Origin of the sequence: Streptomyces sp. NRRL S-340, from assembly GCF_000720185.1 — a bacterium.
GTDB lineage: Bacteria > Actinomycetota > Actinomycetes > Streptomycetales > Streptomycetaceae > Streptomyces.
Window position 1 is genome coordinate 120,647 of sequence record NZ_JOIY01000020.1, and the last position, 15,000, is coordinate 135,646.

At 72.4% G+C, this 15,000-nt stretch carries 18 protein-coding genes and 2 pseudogenes; 3 read left to right on the top strand and 17 right to left on the bottom strand.

Features of this window, described 5'->3' with window-relative positions; genetic code table 11:
• Positions 1-4: 4 nt before the first annotated feature.
• From IG64_RS17570 to IG64_RS17590, 6 genes and pseudogenes are all read right to left on the bottom strand, one after another.
• The gene (locus tag IG64_RS17570) at positions 5-709 is read right to left on the bottom strand and encodes a hypothetical protein (protein ID WP_037857124.1); all 705 of its coding nucleotides are present in this window, start codon (positions 707-709) and stop codon (positions 5-7) included.
• Positions 710-794: 85 nt separating this feature from the next.
• A complete protein-coding gene (locus tag IG64_RS17575) occupies positions 795-1,382 on the bottom strand; it encodes a helix-turn-helix domain-containing protein (RefSeq protein WP_037857127.1) in 588 nt (195 codons plus the stop codon).
• A 72-nt stretch (positions 1,383-1,454) separates the two neighbouring features.
• Complete coding sequence (locus IG64_RS41175) at positions 1,455-1,622, bottom strand: hypothetical protein (protein WP_158771584.1); 168 nt, start codon at positions 1,620-1,622, stop codon at positions 1,455-1,457.
• A 101-nt stretch (positions 1,623-1,723) separates the two neighbouring features.
• Entirely contained in the window at positions 1,724-2,833 is a 1,110-nt protein-coding gene (locus IG64_RS17580) for a phosphotransferase (protein WP_234438534.1), read from the bottom strand.
• A gap of 295 nt (positions 2,834-3,128) precedes the next feature.
• Entirely contained in the window at positions 3,129-3,899 is a 771-nt protein-coding gene (locus tag IG64_RS17585; protein ID WP_199811609.1) for an HAD family hydrolase, read from the bottom strand.
• Positions 3,848-4,623 (bottom strand): annotated as a pseudogene (locus tag IG64_RS17590) (GntR family transcriptional regulator). The gene IG64_RS17585 and the pseudogene IG64_RS17590 overlap by 52 nt, the downstream one beginning before the upstream one ends.
• A gap of 127 nt (positions 4,624-4,750) precedes the next feature.
• On the opposite strand from IG64_RS17590, the gene IG64_RS17595 reads away from it, so the two are divergent.
• Positions 4,751-4,939, top strand: coding sequence for a hypothetical protein (locus IG64_RS17595; protein WP_037857129.1), 189 nt, complete (start codon positions 4,751-4,753; stop codon positions 4,937-4,939).
• 21 nt (positions 4,940-4,960) lie between these two features.
• Here the strand turns inward: IG64_RS17595 and IG64_RS17600 are convergent.
• The 3 genes and pseudogenes from IG64_RS17600 to IG64_RS17610 form a co-directional block, all read right to left on the bottom strand.
• Positions 4,961-5,739: pseudogene (locus tag IG64_RS17600) on the bottom strand (winged helix-turn-helix domain-containing protein).
• 354 nt (positions 5,740-6,093) lie between these two features.
• Entirely contained in the window at positions 6,094-7,440 is a 1,347-nt protein-coding gene (locus IG64_RS17605) for a GNAT family N-acetyltransferase (protein WP_078884062.1), read from the bottom strand.
• Between the two features lie 239 nt (positions 7,441-7,679).
• A complete protein-coding gene (locus IG64_RS17610) occupies positions 7,680-8,429 on the bottom strand; it encodes a hypothetical protein (RefSeq protein WP_037857130.1) in 750 nt (249 codons plus the stop codon).
• A 172-nt stretch (positions 8,430-8,601) separates the two neighbouring features.
• Between IG64_RS17610 and dtd the strand changes: the two genes are divergently transcribed.
• Positions 8,602-9,027, top strand: coding sequence for a D-aminoacyl-tRNA deacylase (gene dtd / locus IG64_RS17615; RefSeq protein ID WP_037857295.1), 426 nt, complete (start codon positions 8,602-8,604; stop codon positions 9,025-9,027).
• 21 nt (positions 9,028-9,048) lie between these two features.
• Here the strand turns inward: dtd and IG64_RS17620 are convergent, their stop codons facing one another.
• From IG64_RS17620 to IG64_RS17650, 6 genes are all read right to left on the bottom strand, one after another.
• A complete protein-coding gene (locus IG64_RS17620) occupies positions 9,049-10,014 on the bottom strand; it encodes a YgfZ/GcvT domain-containing protein (protein WP_037857131.1) in 966 nt (321 codons plus the stop codon).
• A gap of 10 nt (positions 10,015-10,024) precedes the next feature.
• Complete coding sequence (locus IG64_RS17625) at positions 10,025-10,477, bottom strand: Fur family transcriptional regulator (RefSeq protein WP_037857134.1); 453 nt, start codon at positions 10,475-10,477, stop codon at positions 10,025-10,027.
• Positions 10,478-10,512: 35 nt separating this feature from the next.
• A complete protein-coding gene (locus tag IG64_RS17630; protein WP_037857137.1) occupies positions 10,513-11,088 on the bottom strand; it encodes an FABP family protein in 576 nt (191 codons plus the stop codon).
• 226 nt (positions 11,089-11,314) lie between these two features.
• Entirely contained in the window at positions 11,315-12,211 is an 897-nt protein-coding gene (locus IG64_RS17640) for a hypothetical protein (protein WP_037857139.1), read from the bottom strand.
• The gene (locus tag IG64_RS17645) at positions 12,208-13,038 is read right to left on the bottom strand and encodes a hypothetical protein (RefSeq protein WP_037857142.1); all 831 of its coding nucleotides are present in this window, start codon (positions 13,036-13,038) and stop codon (positions 12,208-12,210) included. The genes IG64_RS17640 and IG64_RS17645 overlap by 4 nt, the downstream gene beginning before the upstream one ends.
• Positions 13,035-13,760, bottom strand: coding sequence for a hypothetical protein (locus IG64_RS17650; protein WP_051813001.1), 726 nt, complete (start codon positions 13,758-13,760; stop codon positions 13,035-13,037). The genes IG64_RS17645 and IG64_RS17650 overlap by 4 nt, the downstream gene beginning before the upstream one ends.
• A gap of 157 nt (positions 13,761-13,917) precedes the next feature.
• Here IG64_RS17650 and IG64_RS17655 point away from each other — a divergent pair, with 157 nt between their 5' ends.
• On the top strand, positions 13,918-14,280 hold the full coding sequence (locus IG64_RS17655) for a DsrE family protein (RefSeq protein ID WP_037857146.1): 363 nt from the start codon (positions 13,918-13,920) through the stop codon (positions 14,278-14,280).
• A 31-nt stretch (positions 14,281-14,311) separates the two neighbouring features.
• Here the strand turns inward: IG64_RS17655 and IG64_RS17660 are convergent, their stop codons facing one another.
• Positions 14,312-14,569 carry a DUF3099 domain-containing protein gene (locus IG64_RS17660; RefSeq protein ID WP_037857147.1) on the bottom strand — a complete coding sequence of 86 codons (258 nt, stop codon included), beginning with the start codon at positions 14,567-14,569 and terminating at the stop codon, positions 14,312-14,314.
• Between the two features lie 110 nt (positions 14,570-14,679).
• Entirely contained in the window at positions 14,680-14,967 is a 288-nt protein-coding gene (locus IG64_RS17665) for a DUF1416 domain-containing protein (RefSeq protein WP_037857149.1), read from the bottom strand.
• Positions 14,968-15,000: the final 33 nt, after the last annotated feature.

Sequence of the window (15,000 nt, forward strand, 5' to 3'; positions counted from 1 at the left end):
GTCCTCACTTCGCGGGCGGCGTGGTCCTCTTGGCCGCGGGGGCGGTGGCCGTGGTCCGGCGCGTGGCCGGGGCCTTCTTGGCGGGCGCCTTCTTCGCCGCCGGCGCGGCCTTGGCCCCGGCGGACTTCTCCTCGCTGACCACGACCGGCTCGGTCCTGGGCTGCGCCTTGCGGGGGGTGGTCTTGGGCTCGACCGCGACGGCGAGTTCCTCGACGTCCTCGGCGATGTCCTCGATGCCCTCGGCGGCCTGGCCGCGCCAGGTCCGTACCGCCTGCTCGCCGTGCTCGGCGACCTTCTCGTAGGTCTCGCGGGCCTTCACGGCGTACTCGGCGGCGACGCCGACCCCGCGCAGGGCGAGGTCCTGGGCGCTCTCACCGAGCTTCTTCAGGTCGGCGTCGAAGTTCGTGCTGAGCTTCTTCAGGTCGGAGTCGAGCGAGTTCAGGAACTCGCCGACCCGGGACTGGACGGTCGCCTGCGTCTCCTTGACGCGGGCGCCGGCCTCCTTGGCGCGGGCGGCGGCCCGCTCCTGGACGGCCTTCGGGTCCGTGTTGCGCACGGCGTCGATGCGGGCCGGGGCCTCGGCGGCGAGCTGCTCCACCAGGGCGGGCACCTTCCTGGCCTGACGCAGGGCCAGGTCCGCGGTGCCCGCGGCGAAGTAGAGCGGGGTGGGGTCGCTGAGGGTCTTGCGCAGGTCGTCGGCGATGGCCATGGTGATGATCCTCCCGGATCGCTTTCGGCTGAGGGTTGTGGTGTGCCGCGGTGCACCGGCCGCCGGGCCCTTGCGGGCCCCGGGATCAGCCGGCCGCCTCCCGCGGACCGGTGTCGCTGCCGCCGGACGCGGAACCGGGGCGCTCGGCGGGACCGGGGCGGCCGCCGTCCCGTGCGGGAGCGGCGGCGGACCGTATGGTGCCGTCGCCGGCGCCGCCGTGACCGGCACCGGGGCCGCCGGCACCGCCTGGATCTTCGGCACCGTCCGTGTCCCCGGCGCCGTCCGTGCCGCCGGTCTCGTCCCTGCTGCCCGTCCTGCCGGGCCCGAACCCGTTCTCCTTGCGGAAGGACTCGTAGATCTGGAGCAGCACCTGCTTCTGCCGCTCGTCGAGCGTGGGGTCGGCCAGGATGACGGCGCGCGTCTCGACTTCGTCGCGGTCCCGCTCGGCGTCGAGGATGCCGGCCCGCACGTACAGCGTCTCGGCGGAGATCCGCAGCGCCTTGGCGACCTGCTGCAGCACCTCCGCGCTCGGCTTGCGCAGCCCGCGCTCGATCTGGCTCAGGTACGGATTGGACACCCCGGCGGCATCGGCGAGCTGCCTGAGCGACAACTGCGCGTTGCGCCGCTGCTCGCGCAGGTACTCACCGAGATTGCCGACGTTGAGCGATGCCATGTCTCCACCATGCACCACCCTCGCTAACAATTGCAAGCACACTGCTTGCAAGAGTGCGCCCCCGTGTCGCCCTCAGCGGACCGGGCCCGCCTCCTCGTGCCCCTGCGCCTTCAGGACCGCGTCGGTGCGGGAGCGGCGGGCCGCCTCCCGGTCGCCCAGGGACCGGGAGGCCTCCTCGGCGGGTTTCGCGCGGGCGGCACGCAGGATCTCCCCGGCGCGGGCGGCCGGGACGATCCCCACGTCCGCGAGGAGGAGCAGTCGGTCCCGACGCCGCCGCCGGCACCGTCTGACCCGTCCCGCCCGCGGCTCGCCATCCGGCCTCCTGCCCGGTCACGGGCGGGTCAGGGGGCCTGCTCGCCCCGCCGGTGGCCGTGGGTGCGGTGCCAGCGGGTGAGGGCGGCCACGACGGCGCCCGGGGCGGGTACGGACTCCAGGGCCAGCGGGTGCGCGGCGGCCGCCAGGACGCGGTGCAGCTTCCCGCCCAGCACGGTGAGGGTGCGCCGGTCGGGCCCGGGACCCGTGCCCAGGGCCAGCGCCGTCCGGATGACGTCGGTGAAGACCGACTGCGCCTTCTTGAAGCCGACGAGCAGTTCCAGGTCGTGCTCCCAGCCGCGGGAGCTGCCGGGGCGGACGGCCTCCGCGGTCCGGCACCAGGCCTGCGTCATCCGGCGCGCCTGCCACCGCGGGTACCGCATCAGGTAGAGGTGGGTGGCGAGGTCGTAGAGCGGATCGCCGAGCATGGCCAGTTCCCAGTCGATCGTCCACAGCCGGTGTTCCGCGTCGACGATGAAGTTCTCCCGGTGCAGATCGGCGTGCAGCAGGCAGAAAGGGCGCTCGCGCAGCCCCTTCAGGTGCTTGCGCAGCCGTTTGAACGCCTCGCCGTCGATCCGCAGGTCGGCGAAGAGTTCCCCGAAGTCCGTGAGGTTGCGGGCGTAGACGCGCTCCTCGGCGAAGTGCACCAGCCGTTCGAGGAACGCGGCGGTGTCCCCGTCGGCCGGCCGGTCGGCGGCCTCGCAGCGGCGCTCGACGGTGAGCATGCCGGGCGTCACCGCGATCAGGTGGCCGAACAGTTCGACGATCTGGCCGAACAGCCCGCCCGGCACGGCGTTCCCGGACGCGTACAGCGAGCCGAGGGTGCGGCCCTCGATGAACCGCTGCAGGCCGATGCCGCCGGCTTCGAGAAGCTCCGGGATCCGGTCGATCCGGCCCTGCAGGGCCGCCAGCAGCTGCTCCTCGGAGGCGAAGCAGCGCCGGTCGAACCAGAGCAGGTCGCTGCGCGGCTCCCGGCACTTCCACCGCCCCGGACGCAGCGCGCCCAGCTCGCCCGCCAGCGGGAAGGCGTACGTCTCGTGGTGGTATCCCTGAAGGGGCCCTTCGACCCGGCTCGGGTCACCGCTCGCCTCGACGGCGTGCAGCCGGGCGCGGGAAGCCGGTCCGGGCGAACCGGGCACGGGCGGACCTGGAGGTGAACCGGTCCCGGCTGGGCCGGGTCCGGACGGACCGGGTTCGGACTGGCCGGGTTCGGGTGCATCCAGTCCGAGTGAGACAAGTTCGAGCGGCATTGCCCGTTTCTTTCGCCTTGTGCCCCCCAGGAGGGTCGCACCCGGCCGCGGGGGCGGGCCCCGCGGAGGGCGCTGAAGTGGGAACACGCTACTCCCACCTCGCCACGGAAGGTGCCCCGAACTTCTCGGCCCCACGGCGCGTCGCACCGGCGCGGTACCGCGTCCGGGCGGTCCGGTCGGGGTCTCAGGCGGGACGCAGGGCCGCCAGCAGGTCGCCCAGGGACCGTAGGACCGTCCTCGCGCCGGCCTCCTCCAGCAGGTGCGCCTTGTGCTCGTTGCGCGCGTAGCCGAGGAAGTGCACGCCCGCCCGCCGGGCGGCCTCCAGGTCGGTGGGGGTGTCCCCGATCATCAGGGCGGTGGAGGGGGCCGCCCCCATGGCGCTGAGCGCGCGGTGCAGGCAGTGCGGGTCGGGCTTGAGGTGCCGCAGCTCGCCGGTCCGGCCGTACAGGTGCGGCTGGAAGCAGGGCAGCAGGCCGCGCCCCTGGAGGTAGGCGCGCACCACGGCCGGTGAGTTGTTGCTGGTGACGGCCGGCCGGGCGCCGACCGCGGTCCAGGTGCGGATCAGCGGGTCGGCGTACGGGGTCGGCATGGCCGTGACCGCCGCCTTCAGCTCCTCCTGGGTGAGGCGCTCCTCCAGCTCCGTCACCAGGTCGCTGCGCGGGCGCCGGCGGTCCACCGCGCGCAGCAGGGCGTGCGGGTCCAGCGGCTCCCGCTCGTCGTCGCTCAACAGCCCGTGCAGGCCCTGCTGTCCGAGCCAGTCGAGCAGGCCGTGCGCCACCCGCTCCGCGGAGTGGCCCGCGAAGAGGCGGCAGATCGGGCCGTCGAAGTCCCAGAGGACCACCTGCGTGCGGGAGACCAGTTCCCGCAGCGCCCGCATCCCCGGCTGCGTCGTGTCAGAAGTCACTAGGAGAGTGTCAGGTCCGTGGTGATGGTTTCCCAGAGGGCGTCGAACCACTTCTGGGATTCGGTGACGAACGCGGCGTCGCGCTGTCCGGCCCGTTTGAGGAAGGAGAAGAGCAGGGACTGGGAGCCGAGGACGTCGTACATGTCCAGGGTCTCGTCGCCCCAGTCCTCCTCGCGCCGGGTGAGCGTGTAGTAGCCCATGAGGGCTTCCTCGTCGCCCAGCAGGTAGAGCTTGACCGGCGGGGTGAAGGGCAGCGCGCGGAAGGTGACCCGCACGTCGATGCCGTGGGTGGCGCGCAGCGACATCAGGTTGTGCCGCGGGACGGCACCAGGACACGGACGTCGACGGTCTCGGGGCGTATGCGGCCCTCGTGTATCAGCCGGAGCGGCTCGCCCATGGCCAGCATCAGCGTCTCCGCGGTGTGGGAGACGACGTCTATGCGCACCCGGCGGTTCGTGAACGCCTCGGTCAGCCGGGGGGCGAGCGCGACCATGGTCGGCTGCGGTTCCTCCCGCGCGGGGGCGGCGTCGGCGATCCTGGGCGGGCTGCCCTTGCTGACGTTGCTGAGCAGCCCGTCGCCCTGCAGGGCCCGCAGCGCCTGGCGCACGGTGCCGCGCTCCACCCCGAACTCCTCGGCGAGTTCGGCCTGGGTGGGCAGGCGGTCGCCGGGTTTCAGCTCGCCCGCGCGGATCCGCTCGCGCAGGGTGTCGGCGATCTCCTGCGGGGAGTTCCTCCGGCTGCCGTCCACGGCCAGATTCTCTTGGGTCACAACCAAACGCTACAACTTCGATCCACTTGGCGGGAGTTGTTCTAGATCTGTTTCGAACACACACCAAGTGGGGACAACTGAGAGTAAGTTGGCTGCCAACTTCAGCGAGTTGGCGATAGAAGGGGGAATCGCCGTGCCTGTCCTCGCCCTCCTGTCCGCCCTCTTCGTCGTCGGTTTCGAGCAGATCGTCCAGTGGAAGTACGGTGCGACGGGCCTCGTGGGCCTGCTGCTGCTCACCGTCGGCATCAAGGCCAAGAGCCCCGCCCTCAGCTCCGCCGGCGCGGTCGTCCTGGCGATGCTGGTCGCGGGACCGGCCCTGTGAGCCGCCCCGTAGGAGCGCACCTCAGCTCGTGAGCACCAGCTCCGAGCTGATCGTCTCCCACAGCGCGTCGAACCAGACGTGCGACTGCTCGACGAACGCCGTGTCACGCGGTCCGGCGCCCTCCGCGAAGGAGAAGAGCATCGAACGGGTGCCCTGCGCGTCGTAGAGCTGGAACGGCTCGTGGTCGATCTCCTCCTCACGGCGCCGCACCGTGTAGTACGCGAACAGCGCCTCCGCACCGTTGAGCAGGTAGAGCTTGACCGGCGGGGTGAAGGGCAGCGCGCGGAAGGTGACCCGCACGTCGATGCCGTGGGTGGCGCGCAGCGACATCAGGTTGTGCCGCGCAGCAGCACCCGCACGTCGACCTTGGCCGGTTTCAGCCGCCCCGCGTGGATCTGCCGCAGCGGCTCGCCCATGGCCAGGGTCAGTGAGACGGCGGTCAGGCACAGCGCGTTGATCTCCACGTGGGAGGCGGTGAAGGCGGCGGCGATACGGGGCGCGAGCGCCGCCGTGGTGGGCAGCGGCGGGGCGGCGGGGCCGGTGAGGACCCGTTCCGGGAGGGCCGCGACGGTCGCCGGGCTCCCTTTGGTCACATGGGTGAGCAGGTGCTCCGACTGGAGGATGCGCAGGGCCTGCCGGACGGTCCCGCGCTCGACACCGAACTCGGCGGCCAGCACGGCCTGCGTGGGCATGCGCTCACCCGGCCGCAGCACACCGGTCCTGATCCGCTGCCGCAGTTCGTCGGCCACCTCGCGGTGTGACCTCTGTGGCCGCTGTGTCCTCTTCCGCCCACTGGCCAAGGCGTGTTCCGGGTCCACCACTGAACGGTACAACTTCTCGCCATCTTTGGGCAGTTCAGGAAAAGGTGGTTATGAGCCGCTTCCAAGCGGAGATAAGCAGAGAGAAGTTGGTGGCCAACTTGCCGTACATGGTCGAACCTTCGACCGGTTGGTCCCACGGTGACACAGGGGGTACGCCGGACCGCGCTCCCCTCCGGAGGGGAGCCGGGAGCCCGGTCGGCGACACCGCACAGCCACAACCGAAGAGCGTCTCGAGCACCGCCACAACTGAAGACCGTCCCCATGGCACAGCCACAACAGAACAGCACGCTACGGATCACCGCCCCCGTCACGGTCACCGGCAGGAAGGAGCGTTCAGAACAGGTCCGGGCACCACGGCCGCCTGGACGTACGCAGCAGGGCGTCGGCCACCTCGGCGGCGCCCGCTCGTTCTTCTCGGACACGGCCCAGCGCCGCGAGCCGGACCGCCGACTCGTCACCCAGCCACAGCGGCGCCAACTCCCTGACGTGCAGCGTCAGGTCGGCGCTGCGCGTCGTCGGCGTGCAGGACGCCCCGGCGGGTGAGGCCTCCAGCCGCCAGCGGCCGTGCGCCCATCCGCTCTCGTCGGCGACCTCCAGCACCAGCGTCCCGGACCCGGCGTAGGTCCGCGCCTCCAGCGCCCGCACGACGTCCAGGATCCGCACCCACAGCCAGTCGGCATGCGTGGTGATCACGGCCGCTCGCGGGTCGGGCAGGAGGAGGGGCAGCAGGTCGTCCGGGGCCCGCCAGCCGCTCTTCACCTTCGTCACCCAGTCCGTCGAGCAGACGTGGAGCCACAGGGCGCGTTCGGCGGCCGGGGACACCGCGATCAGGTTCCGCACGGTGGCCGTGTTCTGCGGCTGCTTCGCGTCCGTCCAGGTGTCGTCGCAGACGTAGGCGGCCAGGCCCTCGACCGTGCCGTCCGCCGCGCGGTACACGGCGTGGAACGGCTCGGTCCAGGGGCTGTGCTCCAGGCGCACCGCTCCCGTGTTGACCTGCCACCAGCGCTCCGGACGGTCGATCGCGCCGGGCTGGACGCGGCGCAGCCGCTCGTGCAGTCCGGGGCCGAGGGCGCGCACGTCGTCGCCGTCGACGAGGTCGATCCGGCCCCCGCCGTCCGGGACCGGCCTGCGGCGGTCCAGGCCGGCCCGCGGCACGTCGATCGTCCACTCCGTGCTCCAGGTGGCGGGGCCGAAGCCGTAGCGGCCGTAGATCGGGTACTCGGCGGCGACCAGGGTGGCGACGACGTCCCCGCGTTCCTTCGCCGCCGCGAGGTCCCGCGTCATCATGCGGGTGAGCAGGCCGCGGCGGCGGTGGGTGGCGGTCACGGTGACGTTGGAGATGGCGTCGGCGGGGACGGTCGCGCCGCCGACGACGGTGAGTTCCTGGCCGAAGGAGCGGAACGTCGCCACACACCGCCCCCGGTCGAAGGCGCCGAGGGTCCGCGACGCAAGGTAGTGCGGAGTGCGTTCGGCGACCTCGTCGCCGGAGACGACCGGACTGCGCAGGAAGCCGGTGCTCAGGGCACGGATCCAGTCGGCGACGTCGGCCTCCTCGACGCGGCGGACCTCGATGCCGTCGGAGTGGGAGGCCGGGCCGGCGGGGCGCGGGCCGGTGGCGGTGGCGGTGGCGGTGGCGGTGGCGGTGGGGAGGCTGTCGGTGCGGTGGTGGTCGCCGGTCATGGACCGACGGTAGGCGGCACGGGAGGGACGTGTCGCGGGCTTTTCCCGGCAGCGCCCCGCCTGCGGGCCACCCGGGCGGCGGCCTCCGCTCCGCCCGCCCCACCCGGCGGCCCCCGGCGACCCGACCCGCCAGGCGACCGGACGGTCCGGCCGGCCGGACCAGCCGAACCGGTCGGCCTCGGCGAATCCGCGGGCCCGTGGGGCGCGGCGCGCCGGGCGGCCCGGGCCCGCCGCGCCTTTCAGACGAGCAGGTCGTCCACCTGGGCCTCGCCCTCGCGGTAGCGGCGGGCGATCTCCGCGCTGCAGCCGTCGGCCGTGTGCTGGAGCTGGTGGCGGCGGCGGGAGACCTGCTGCTCGTACCGGACGAGCCGGCCCATCGCCGCACCCAGTTCGAGGTCGGTGCGGGCGTCGAGGTCCGACAGCTCGACCTCGGCGAGCATCTGTGCGGACAGCCGCCGGTACTCCTCGCCCTGCGGAGTGCCCAGCGTCAGGTGCCGGGCCGAGGAACGCTGGCGGGCGGGCGCGTCCCGGAGGATCTCCGCGAGCCGCTCCACGACGGACGCCCCGCCGTCCTCCACGGCGGGCGCGGGCCCGGCGCCGTCCCCGCCGGAGGCCGTCCGCGCCCCGCCGCCCCGCCGGGCCAGCTCCGCGCGCAGGATGTCGATCCGCCCCTGGAGCAGCCGTCGTACGTAACTCAGGTCCGCCTCGTCCCGTTGGGCCCTGCGGCGCAGGGCGCGCAGTTCCGGCAGGCTCAGCACCGTCAGGTCGGGCTCGGCCGGCTCCATGGCCAGCAGTGGGTCCACCACGGGTGCCTCCGGTAGCCCCTCGGTGCTCGCGGGCCGGTCCGCGGCGGGCGGCGGACCCGACGGCAGCGGCGGGCTGTCGGTACGCTGCACCGGCGGCCGGTGGGCGATGGTCTCCGCGACCGCCGTGCCGAGGGGCGGGACCGCCCCGGGCTGCGGCTGCGGCTCGGTACTCGATGTGCTCATGCGCCTCAACCGTCCCCTCGACCGGCGCGTACGGAAGCATCGTGCCACCCCCAGTGGCCGGTATGTGACCGAGTGCCCCCGATCAGCCCCGGATGGGGGGTTACGAAGCATAAAGAAGCACGATATGGACGTCGGTCCGGAGGCCGCGGCGGCGCCCGGCATCATGGTCGGCATGCGTGCAGTGGTGCAGAGAGTGGACGGCGCGAGCGTCGTCGTGGAGGACCGGACGGTGGGGGCCATCGAGGGCGAGGGGCTGTGCGTCCTCGTCGGGGTCACCCACGAGGACACCAAGGAGAAGGCGGCGCAGCTCGCCCGCAAGCTGTGGACGATCCGCATGCTGCAGGACGAGAGGTCGTGCAGCGACACGGGCGCCCCGCTGCTGGTGATCAGCCAGTTCACGCTCTACGGCGACGCCCGCAAGGGCCGCCGTCCCACCTGGAACGCCGCCGCGCCCGGCGAGGTCGCCGAACCGCTGGTGGACGAGGTGGTCGCCCAGCTCCGTTCGCTGGGCGCGACGGTGGAGACGGGCCGTTTCGGCGCGCGGATGCGGGTGTCGCTGACGAACGACGGCCCGTTCACCGTCCTGCTGGAGATCTGAACCGCGGGTGCGGCCGGCCGGCTACGGCTCCACGACCACTTCCTGCGCGGCCGCCGTGTCCCCGGCCATGAGCCGGGCGTCCACGGGGACGTTCCGCTTGACCAGGGCCAGGGCGACCGGGCCCAGTTCGTGGTGGCGTGCGGACGTGGTGATCACGCCGATCCGTCGGCCGTCGGGGCCCTCGTCGGCGAGGCGGATCTCCGTGCCGTGCGGCGGCAGGTGCACCTCGCTGCCGTCGAGGTGCAGGAAGACCAGCCGACGCGGCGGCTTGCCCAGGTTCTGCACCCGGGCCACGGTCTCCTGACCCCGGTAGCAGCCCTTCTGCAGGTGGACGGCGGTGCCGATCCAGCCCAGCTCGTGCGGGATGGTGCGGTGGTCGGTCTCGAAGCCGAGCCGCGGGCGGTGCTGCTCGACGCGCAGCGCCTCGTGGGCGAGGAGCCCGGCGGGCGGCCCGCTGCGGGCCGCGTACGGCTCCAGCTCGGCGCGGGGCAGGAACAGATCGCGGCCGTAGGCGGTCTCGCGGACGACGGCGCCCTCGGGCACCTCGGCGATCGAGCCGGCCGGCAGGTGCACCACGGCGATGTCGGCGGTGCGGTCGGCGACCTCGACCCGGTAGAAGAACTTCATCGACTCCAGGTAGGCGATCAGCGCCTCCTGGGTGCCGGGCTCCACATGGGCCCAGACCGTCTCACCGTCGTCCACCAGGTAGAGCGCGTGTTCGATGTGACCGTTCGCGGAGAGGATCAGCGCCTCGGTGGCCCGGCCGGCAGGCAGGTCGCTGACGTGCTGGGTGAGCAGCAGGTGCAGCCAGCTCAGCCGGTCCTCGCCGGAGACGGTGACGACACCGCGGTGCGACAGGTCGACGAAACCGGTGCCGTCCGCGAGCGCGCGCTGCTCGCGGAACAGGTCGCCGTAGTGCGCGGCGACGCCTTCGTCCACGCCCTCGCCGGGGACGGCACCGGGCAGCGACAGCAGGGGGCTCTTCATACGGGCAAGCCTACGACGTGCCCGGCGTGCCCTCCGGCGAACGGTCCCGGCCGGAACAGTCCTTGCACCGGCCGAAGATGGCGAAGTGCTTCATGTCGGTGTCGAACCCGAACTGCCGGCGCAGTTTGGCCGTGAACTCGGCCGCCACCTCGACGTCGGCCTCGATGACGTTGTCGCAGTCGCGGCAGACGAGGTGCAGGTGGTGGTGGCGGTCGGCCAGGTGGTAGGTGGGGGCGCCGTGGCCGAGGTGGGCATGGCTGACCAGGCCCAGCTCCTCCAGCAGCTCCAGCGTCCGGTAGACGGTGGAGATGTTGACCCCCGACGCCGTCTTCCTCACCTCGCCGAGGATGTCGTCGGGGGTCGCGTGCTCCAGGGTGTCCACGGCTTCGAGCACGAGCTGACGCTGCGGCGTCAGCCGGTAGCCGCGCTGCCTGAGATCGCTCTTCCAGTCGGTGCTCACCACACCGGAGAGTCTAGGCCGCCCGGGCGTGCCCGGGACTACTTGAAGAAGGCGATGCCGTCGTCGGGCAGGTCGTCCGGCAGGGCCTTGGCCCAGCGCTCGACCTCCTCCGGGGTGACGACCTTCTTCAGGTGGGCCGACATGTAGGGGCGCAGCTCGACCTCGGGGGTCTGCTTCTCGCCGACCCACATCAGGTCGCTCTTGACGTAGCCGTACAGCCGCTTGCCGCCGGAGTAGGGGGCGGAGGATGCGGTGCGGGCCACGGTGTCCGTGGCCAGGTCGATCTGCGGCTTCTTGTCGGCCAGCTCGCCGTACCAGACCTCGATGACGCCGTCGTCGCGGACCATCGTGACCTCGACCTTGCGGCTGTCGTCGATCCGCCAGAAGCCGGACTCGGACTCCAGCGGCCGTACCTTGTTGCCGTCGTTGTCCAGCACCCAGGTGTGCGAGTGGTACTCCAGGAAGTCCCGGCCGTCGTGGGTGAAGGTGACCTCCTGGCCGAAGTTGCACTTCTCCGCCCCGGGGAAGTCGTGCACACCGGCACCGGCCCAGTTGCCGAGCAGGAAGGCGAGGGGGACCAGGTCCTTGTGGAGGTCGGACGGGATCTCGATCATGAGCGGTGGCTCCCGGACGTCGTCAGCGCTGGCCCTGGTACAGCTTCTTCACGGTCAGGTAGGCGAAGGCGAGGACGCCGACGCAGACCAGGACCAGCAGGGTTTCGAAGAAGATCTCCACGGGGTGCTCCTTGTCGAGCGCGGTGCGGTACGTACGTACACAGGGCCGGGCCCCAGCTTAGTCGGCCGGGGCCCGGCCCTCTTGGCGAGGTACTCCCTCACCCGTTCAGCCGAGCAGTTCGCTCTGCAGCGTCACCGTCTGCTGGAACGGCACGGCGGCCGCCGAGCCCTTGCGGGACTGGACGACCAGGGCGAGGACGTCCCCCGCGCGGAGATAGGCCTGGCGGACCTGTTCGGCGCCGTAGGGCTCGGCCTCCACGTAGGCGACGCGGTCGACGCCGTCCACCCGGGAGGCGGTCGGGAAACCGTTGTCGAAGACGGACCGCTCGACGCCCGCCAGCTCGTACCCGGGGCCGCCGGACTGGGAGAGCCCGGTGTCGTACAGGTGCTGCACGACGGCCGCGGTGTCGAACTGCAGCAGGTAGATCCGCGTACGCGTTCCGTCCGCCGTGGTCCAGCCGCGGGCGGCGGCGTGCCGCAGGCCGTGGTCGGTCAGCTGCTGCCCGAACTCCTCGCGGTCCTGCGGGCGCGCGTACGCGGCGAGGAAGTCCTTCGTCGCCAGCCAGCCGCCGGTGCCCCGCAGCGCCGTGTCCTCGCGGGCACCGTGCGGCGCGGGCAGCACCAGGGCGCGCAGGTCGGCGTAGTGCGCGCCGGCGGTGTTGTTCGAGTCGTCCCGGCCGAGACTGCCGGACGGCAGCGGCGGCCTGACGATCGGCGGGTAGTCCCAGCGGCCGTCGGACGCGGTGGCGAGACCGGGGAGGTCCGTACGGTCCGCGCGGGTGATGCCGTACGCCGTCCCGGCCCCGGCCACCGCGAACACGACGACGGCGGCGGTCCACCGGAGCAGCGCGCGCAGCCGGGGGCGGTCCCGCCTGGCGGGCGGGGCGGGTGCGGTGAGCGCGGGCGCGGGGTCCGTGGCCGGCGGCGGGGGCGCGGTCGGTGGTTCGGGAAGAGTGTCCTTCGCGCTCTGCCCGGCGGTCGCTTCGGTGGTCTGCTCGGTCATACCGCCTGCCCCGATCCCTTGATGCGGTCGAGCTGCTTGCGGAACATCCGGGCCGCGTCCTCGGTGTCGAGCGGTTTGACCGCCTGCATGGTCGCGCTGACCAGGACGTCGTCCTCGTACCCGGAGCAGATCATCGCGTCGAGCTTCTCCTCGGAGTCCGCGGGCGGCAGGAAGCACCGAGCGTTCCGGTGCCCTTCGATCTTCGGACCGGCGCGGAAGATCCTCAGCGTCTCGAAGAACTGCTGCTGGTAGCCGGCGATGGAACGCACGGTCCTGCTGCTGCCCATCCGGGAGAGCACGATCTGGACGGTGTAGGCCTTTTCCGCGTAGGAGCTGACGCCGACCGCGGCGCCGTCGTTGATGTAGCTGCGCATCACCATGCCCTTGACGTGCTGCTTGTCGATCTCCTTCGCCAGCTGCCGCCGCTGGGAGCTGGGCAGGTTGCGCAGCGCGTCCTTTCGCAGCTGGGTGGCCTGCGCGCCGCTCAGCTCGGCGTCGTTCCCGAACTGACCCATGTCGGGGCCGCGTACGAATTCCTGGGTCCCGTAGGGCAGCAGCATCGCCTTCAGACCGGTGGCCGGGGCCGGATGCTGCTCGGCGGCGGACCTCGGCAGGCGCCAGACCGGAGAGCCGGGGTCGCGGTCGGCGGCGCGCACGGTGGTGACGGTGTAACCGGTGCCGCCGACGAGCGCGACGAGCAGCACGACGCACCCGCCGATGACGCCCCAGCGGCGGCGGCGCGGTGCGGGCACGGGTGCGGAATCGGGGGCGGGAGCGGGGGCCGGCACGGACGACTGGACCGGCTGGTCCGACTGGTTCTCGTTCACAGCCGTCCCATCTGCCGCTGGGCCAGACTCATGATCTCCTTCTTGGTGATCGGCTTGGTGTCGTAGACGTAGATCTCCATGACGATGTCGCCGCGCCAGGCGTGGGCCTCTGCCTCGTACATCGGCAGGTATCCCGGCTTCCGATGGGGCTCGGTGGCCGTGTACGCCATGCCGGAGCCGGTGCCCGGGATCGGCCAGTGGTGGCCGTGGATCTCCCGCTCCGCCCAGTACATCGCGCCGGCGGCCTGGCCCGCGGCGGTCAGTTCCTCTTCCTGGCGGTACTGCGCGAGACGGATCTCGACCTCATGGGTGTCGCCCGTCTCCCACCTGGTGCCGGCCGCCCGCCGGAAATCGTCCGAGAGGTCGTTGCCGAACGCCTTGTCCGGCTTGGTGAACTCGTGCGCGTACTCCGTGAGGCTCATCCAGCCGTCGCCGTTCGCGCCGTACGGATCGTCCCGGGCCCCCTTCGGCCGGTCGACCAGCAGTTTGCGCAGGTCACCGTCGGTCTTCACCCGGCGGTCCTGCGCGGCCGGCAGCGGTTCCGCCTCGCCCTTGGCCTGCCCGACCACCGGCTGGGAGAGCGGAGGGAGCGGGGTGGGCTCGCGGCCCGCCTGGACGATGTAACCCGTGCAGGTGCCGGCGACCACGCCGAGCACGGCCGCGGCGGCGACGAGCAGCGCGGTACGCCTGGACCGGCGCGGTGGTGCTTCCGGCGCGGCCACCGCAGCCTCCGCAACCCCCCCGGGCGCGGAAATCGGTCTTTCCGGTACTTCCAAGACGTGCCCCCACAGAACATGAAGCGCGCCTTCCGTATGCGCGCTGCACAGGAGACCCCCTGGCGGCACCCGCGGTTGTAAAGGAGTTGATTACGATTCGGGCATGGCGAAGAAGCTCGTGATCAAGGTGACGGCCGGTGCGGACTCCCCCGAGCGGTGCTCGCAGGCGTTCACGGTCGCGGCGGTGGCCGTGGCCAGCGGTGTGGACGTGTCCCTGTGGCTGACCGGGGAGTCGTCCTGGTTCGCGCTGCCAGGGCGGGCGGCCGAGTTCGAGCTTCCGCACGCCGCCCCGCTGCCCGACCTGATCGACTCGGTCCTCGCGGCCGGCCGCGTCACCCTGTGCACGCAGTGCGCGGCCCGCCGGGACATCACGGAGGAGGACGTCATCGAGGGCGTGCGGATCGCGGGCGCGCAGGTCTTCGTGCAGGAGGCGACGGCCGACGGAACGCAGGCGCTCGTCTACTGAGACGAGCGCCGGGACCGGTCCCCGGCCGCCCTCAGCGGCGCTTCTTGCCGTCCAGCTCGTCCCACCACTCGTCGGACTTCGGGTCGCCGGACGGGTCGTCCCACCAGCGGTCGTCGGGGCCGCGCCGGTTGGCGACCATGGCGGCGACCGGCGGGATGACCATGGCGAACAGGCACATGCCGACGGCGGCCGGCACCGACCAGATGCGCACGACCCCCCACGCCAGGACGAACAGCGTGATGCAGGTGCCCATCATGGCGAAGTAGGCGTGGCGGCGCCGTGCGTACATACCTTCAGGGTAGTTCCGCGCCCCCCTGGGCGGCGGGTGCGCGGACAAGCCGGAGGGCCGTACCCCTGGCGTCCAACCCCGGGGTGCGGCCCTCCGCGTGCTCGGCGGTCTCAGACCGCGATCGCGACCTCCGCGAGCCCGCCCTGCCGGGCGACCACCGTACGGTCCGCGCTGCCGCCGCGGACCATCGCGCGCACGGTCCAGGTGCCCTCCGCGGCGTAGAAGCGGAACTGGCCGGTGGCGGAGGTCGGGACCTCCGCGGTGAACTCGCCGGTCGAGTCCAGCAGGCGGACGTAGCCCTTCACCGGCTCGCCGTCACGCGTCACCTGCCCCTGGATCGTCGTCTCACCGGGCTTGATCGTCGAGGCGTCGGGGCCGCCGGCCTTCGCTCCACACATGGCGTACTCCTGAAGAGAGGTCTTGAGAGGTCG

Excerpts from the sequence above, each read along its gene's own strand:
- IG64_RS17570 (WP_037857124.1), bottom strand. The coding sequence starts at position 709 with ATGGCCATCGCCGACGACCTGCGCAAGACCCTCAGCGACCCCACCCCG.
- IG64_RS17575 (WP_037857127.1), bottom strand. The coding sequence starts at position 1,382 with ATGGCATCGCTCAACGTCGGCAATCTCGGTGAGTACCTGCGCGAGCAG.
- IG64_RS17605 (WP_078884062.1), bottom strand. The coding sequence starts at position 7,440 with ATGACCGGCGACCACCACCGCACCGACAGCCTCCCCACCGCCACCGCC.
- IG64_RS17610 (WP_037857130.1), bottom strand. The coding sequence starts at position 8,429 with ATGAGCACATCGAGTACCGAGCCGCAGCCGCAGCCCGGGGCGGTCCCG.
- dtd (WP_037857295.1), top strand. The coding sequence starts at position 8,602 with ATGCGTGCAGTGGTGCAGAGAGTGGACGGCGCGAGCGTCGTCGTGGAG.
- IG64_RS17620 (WP_037857131.1), bottom strand. The coding sequence starts at position 10,014 with ATGAAGAGCCCCCTGCTGTCGCTGCCCGGTGCCGTCCCCGGCGAGGGC.
- IG64_RS17630 (WP_037857137.1), bottom strand. The coding sequence starts at position 11,088 with ATGATCGAGATCCCGTCCGACCTCCACAAGGACCTGGTCCCCCTCGCC.
- IG64_RS17640 (WP_037857139.1), bottom strand. The coding sequence starts at position 12,211 with ATGACCGAGCAGACCACCGAAGCGACCGCCGGGCAGAGCGCGAAGGAC.
- IG64_RS17655 (WP_037857146.1), top strand. The coding sequence starts at position 13,918 with ATGGCGAAGAAGCTCGTGATCAAGGTGACGGCCGGTGCGGACTCCCCC.
- IG64_RS17660 (WP_037857147.1), bottom strand. The coding sequence starts at position 14,569 with ATGTACGCACGGCGCCGCCACGCCTACTTCGCCATGATGGGCACCTGC.
- IG64_RS17665 (WP_037857149.1), bottom strand. The coding sequence starts at position 14,967 with ATGTGTGGAGCGAAGGCCGGCGGCCCCGACGCCTCGACGATCAAGCCC.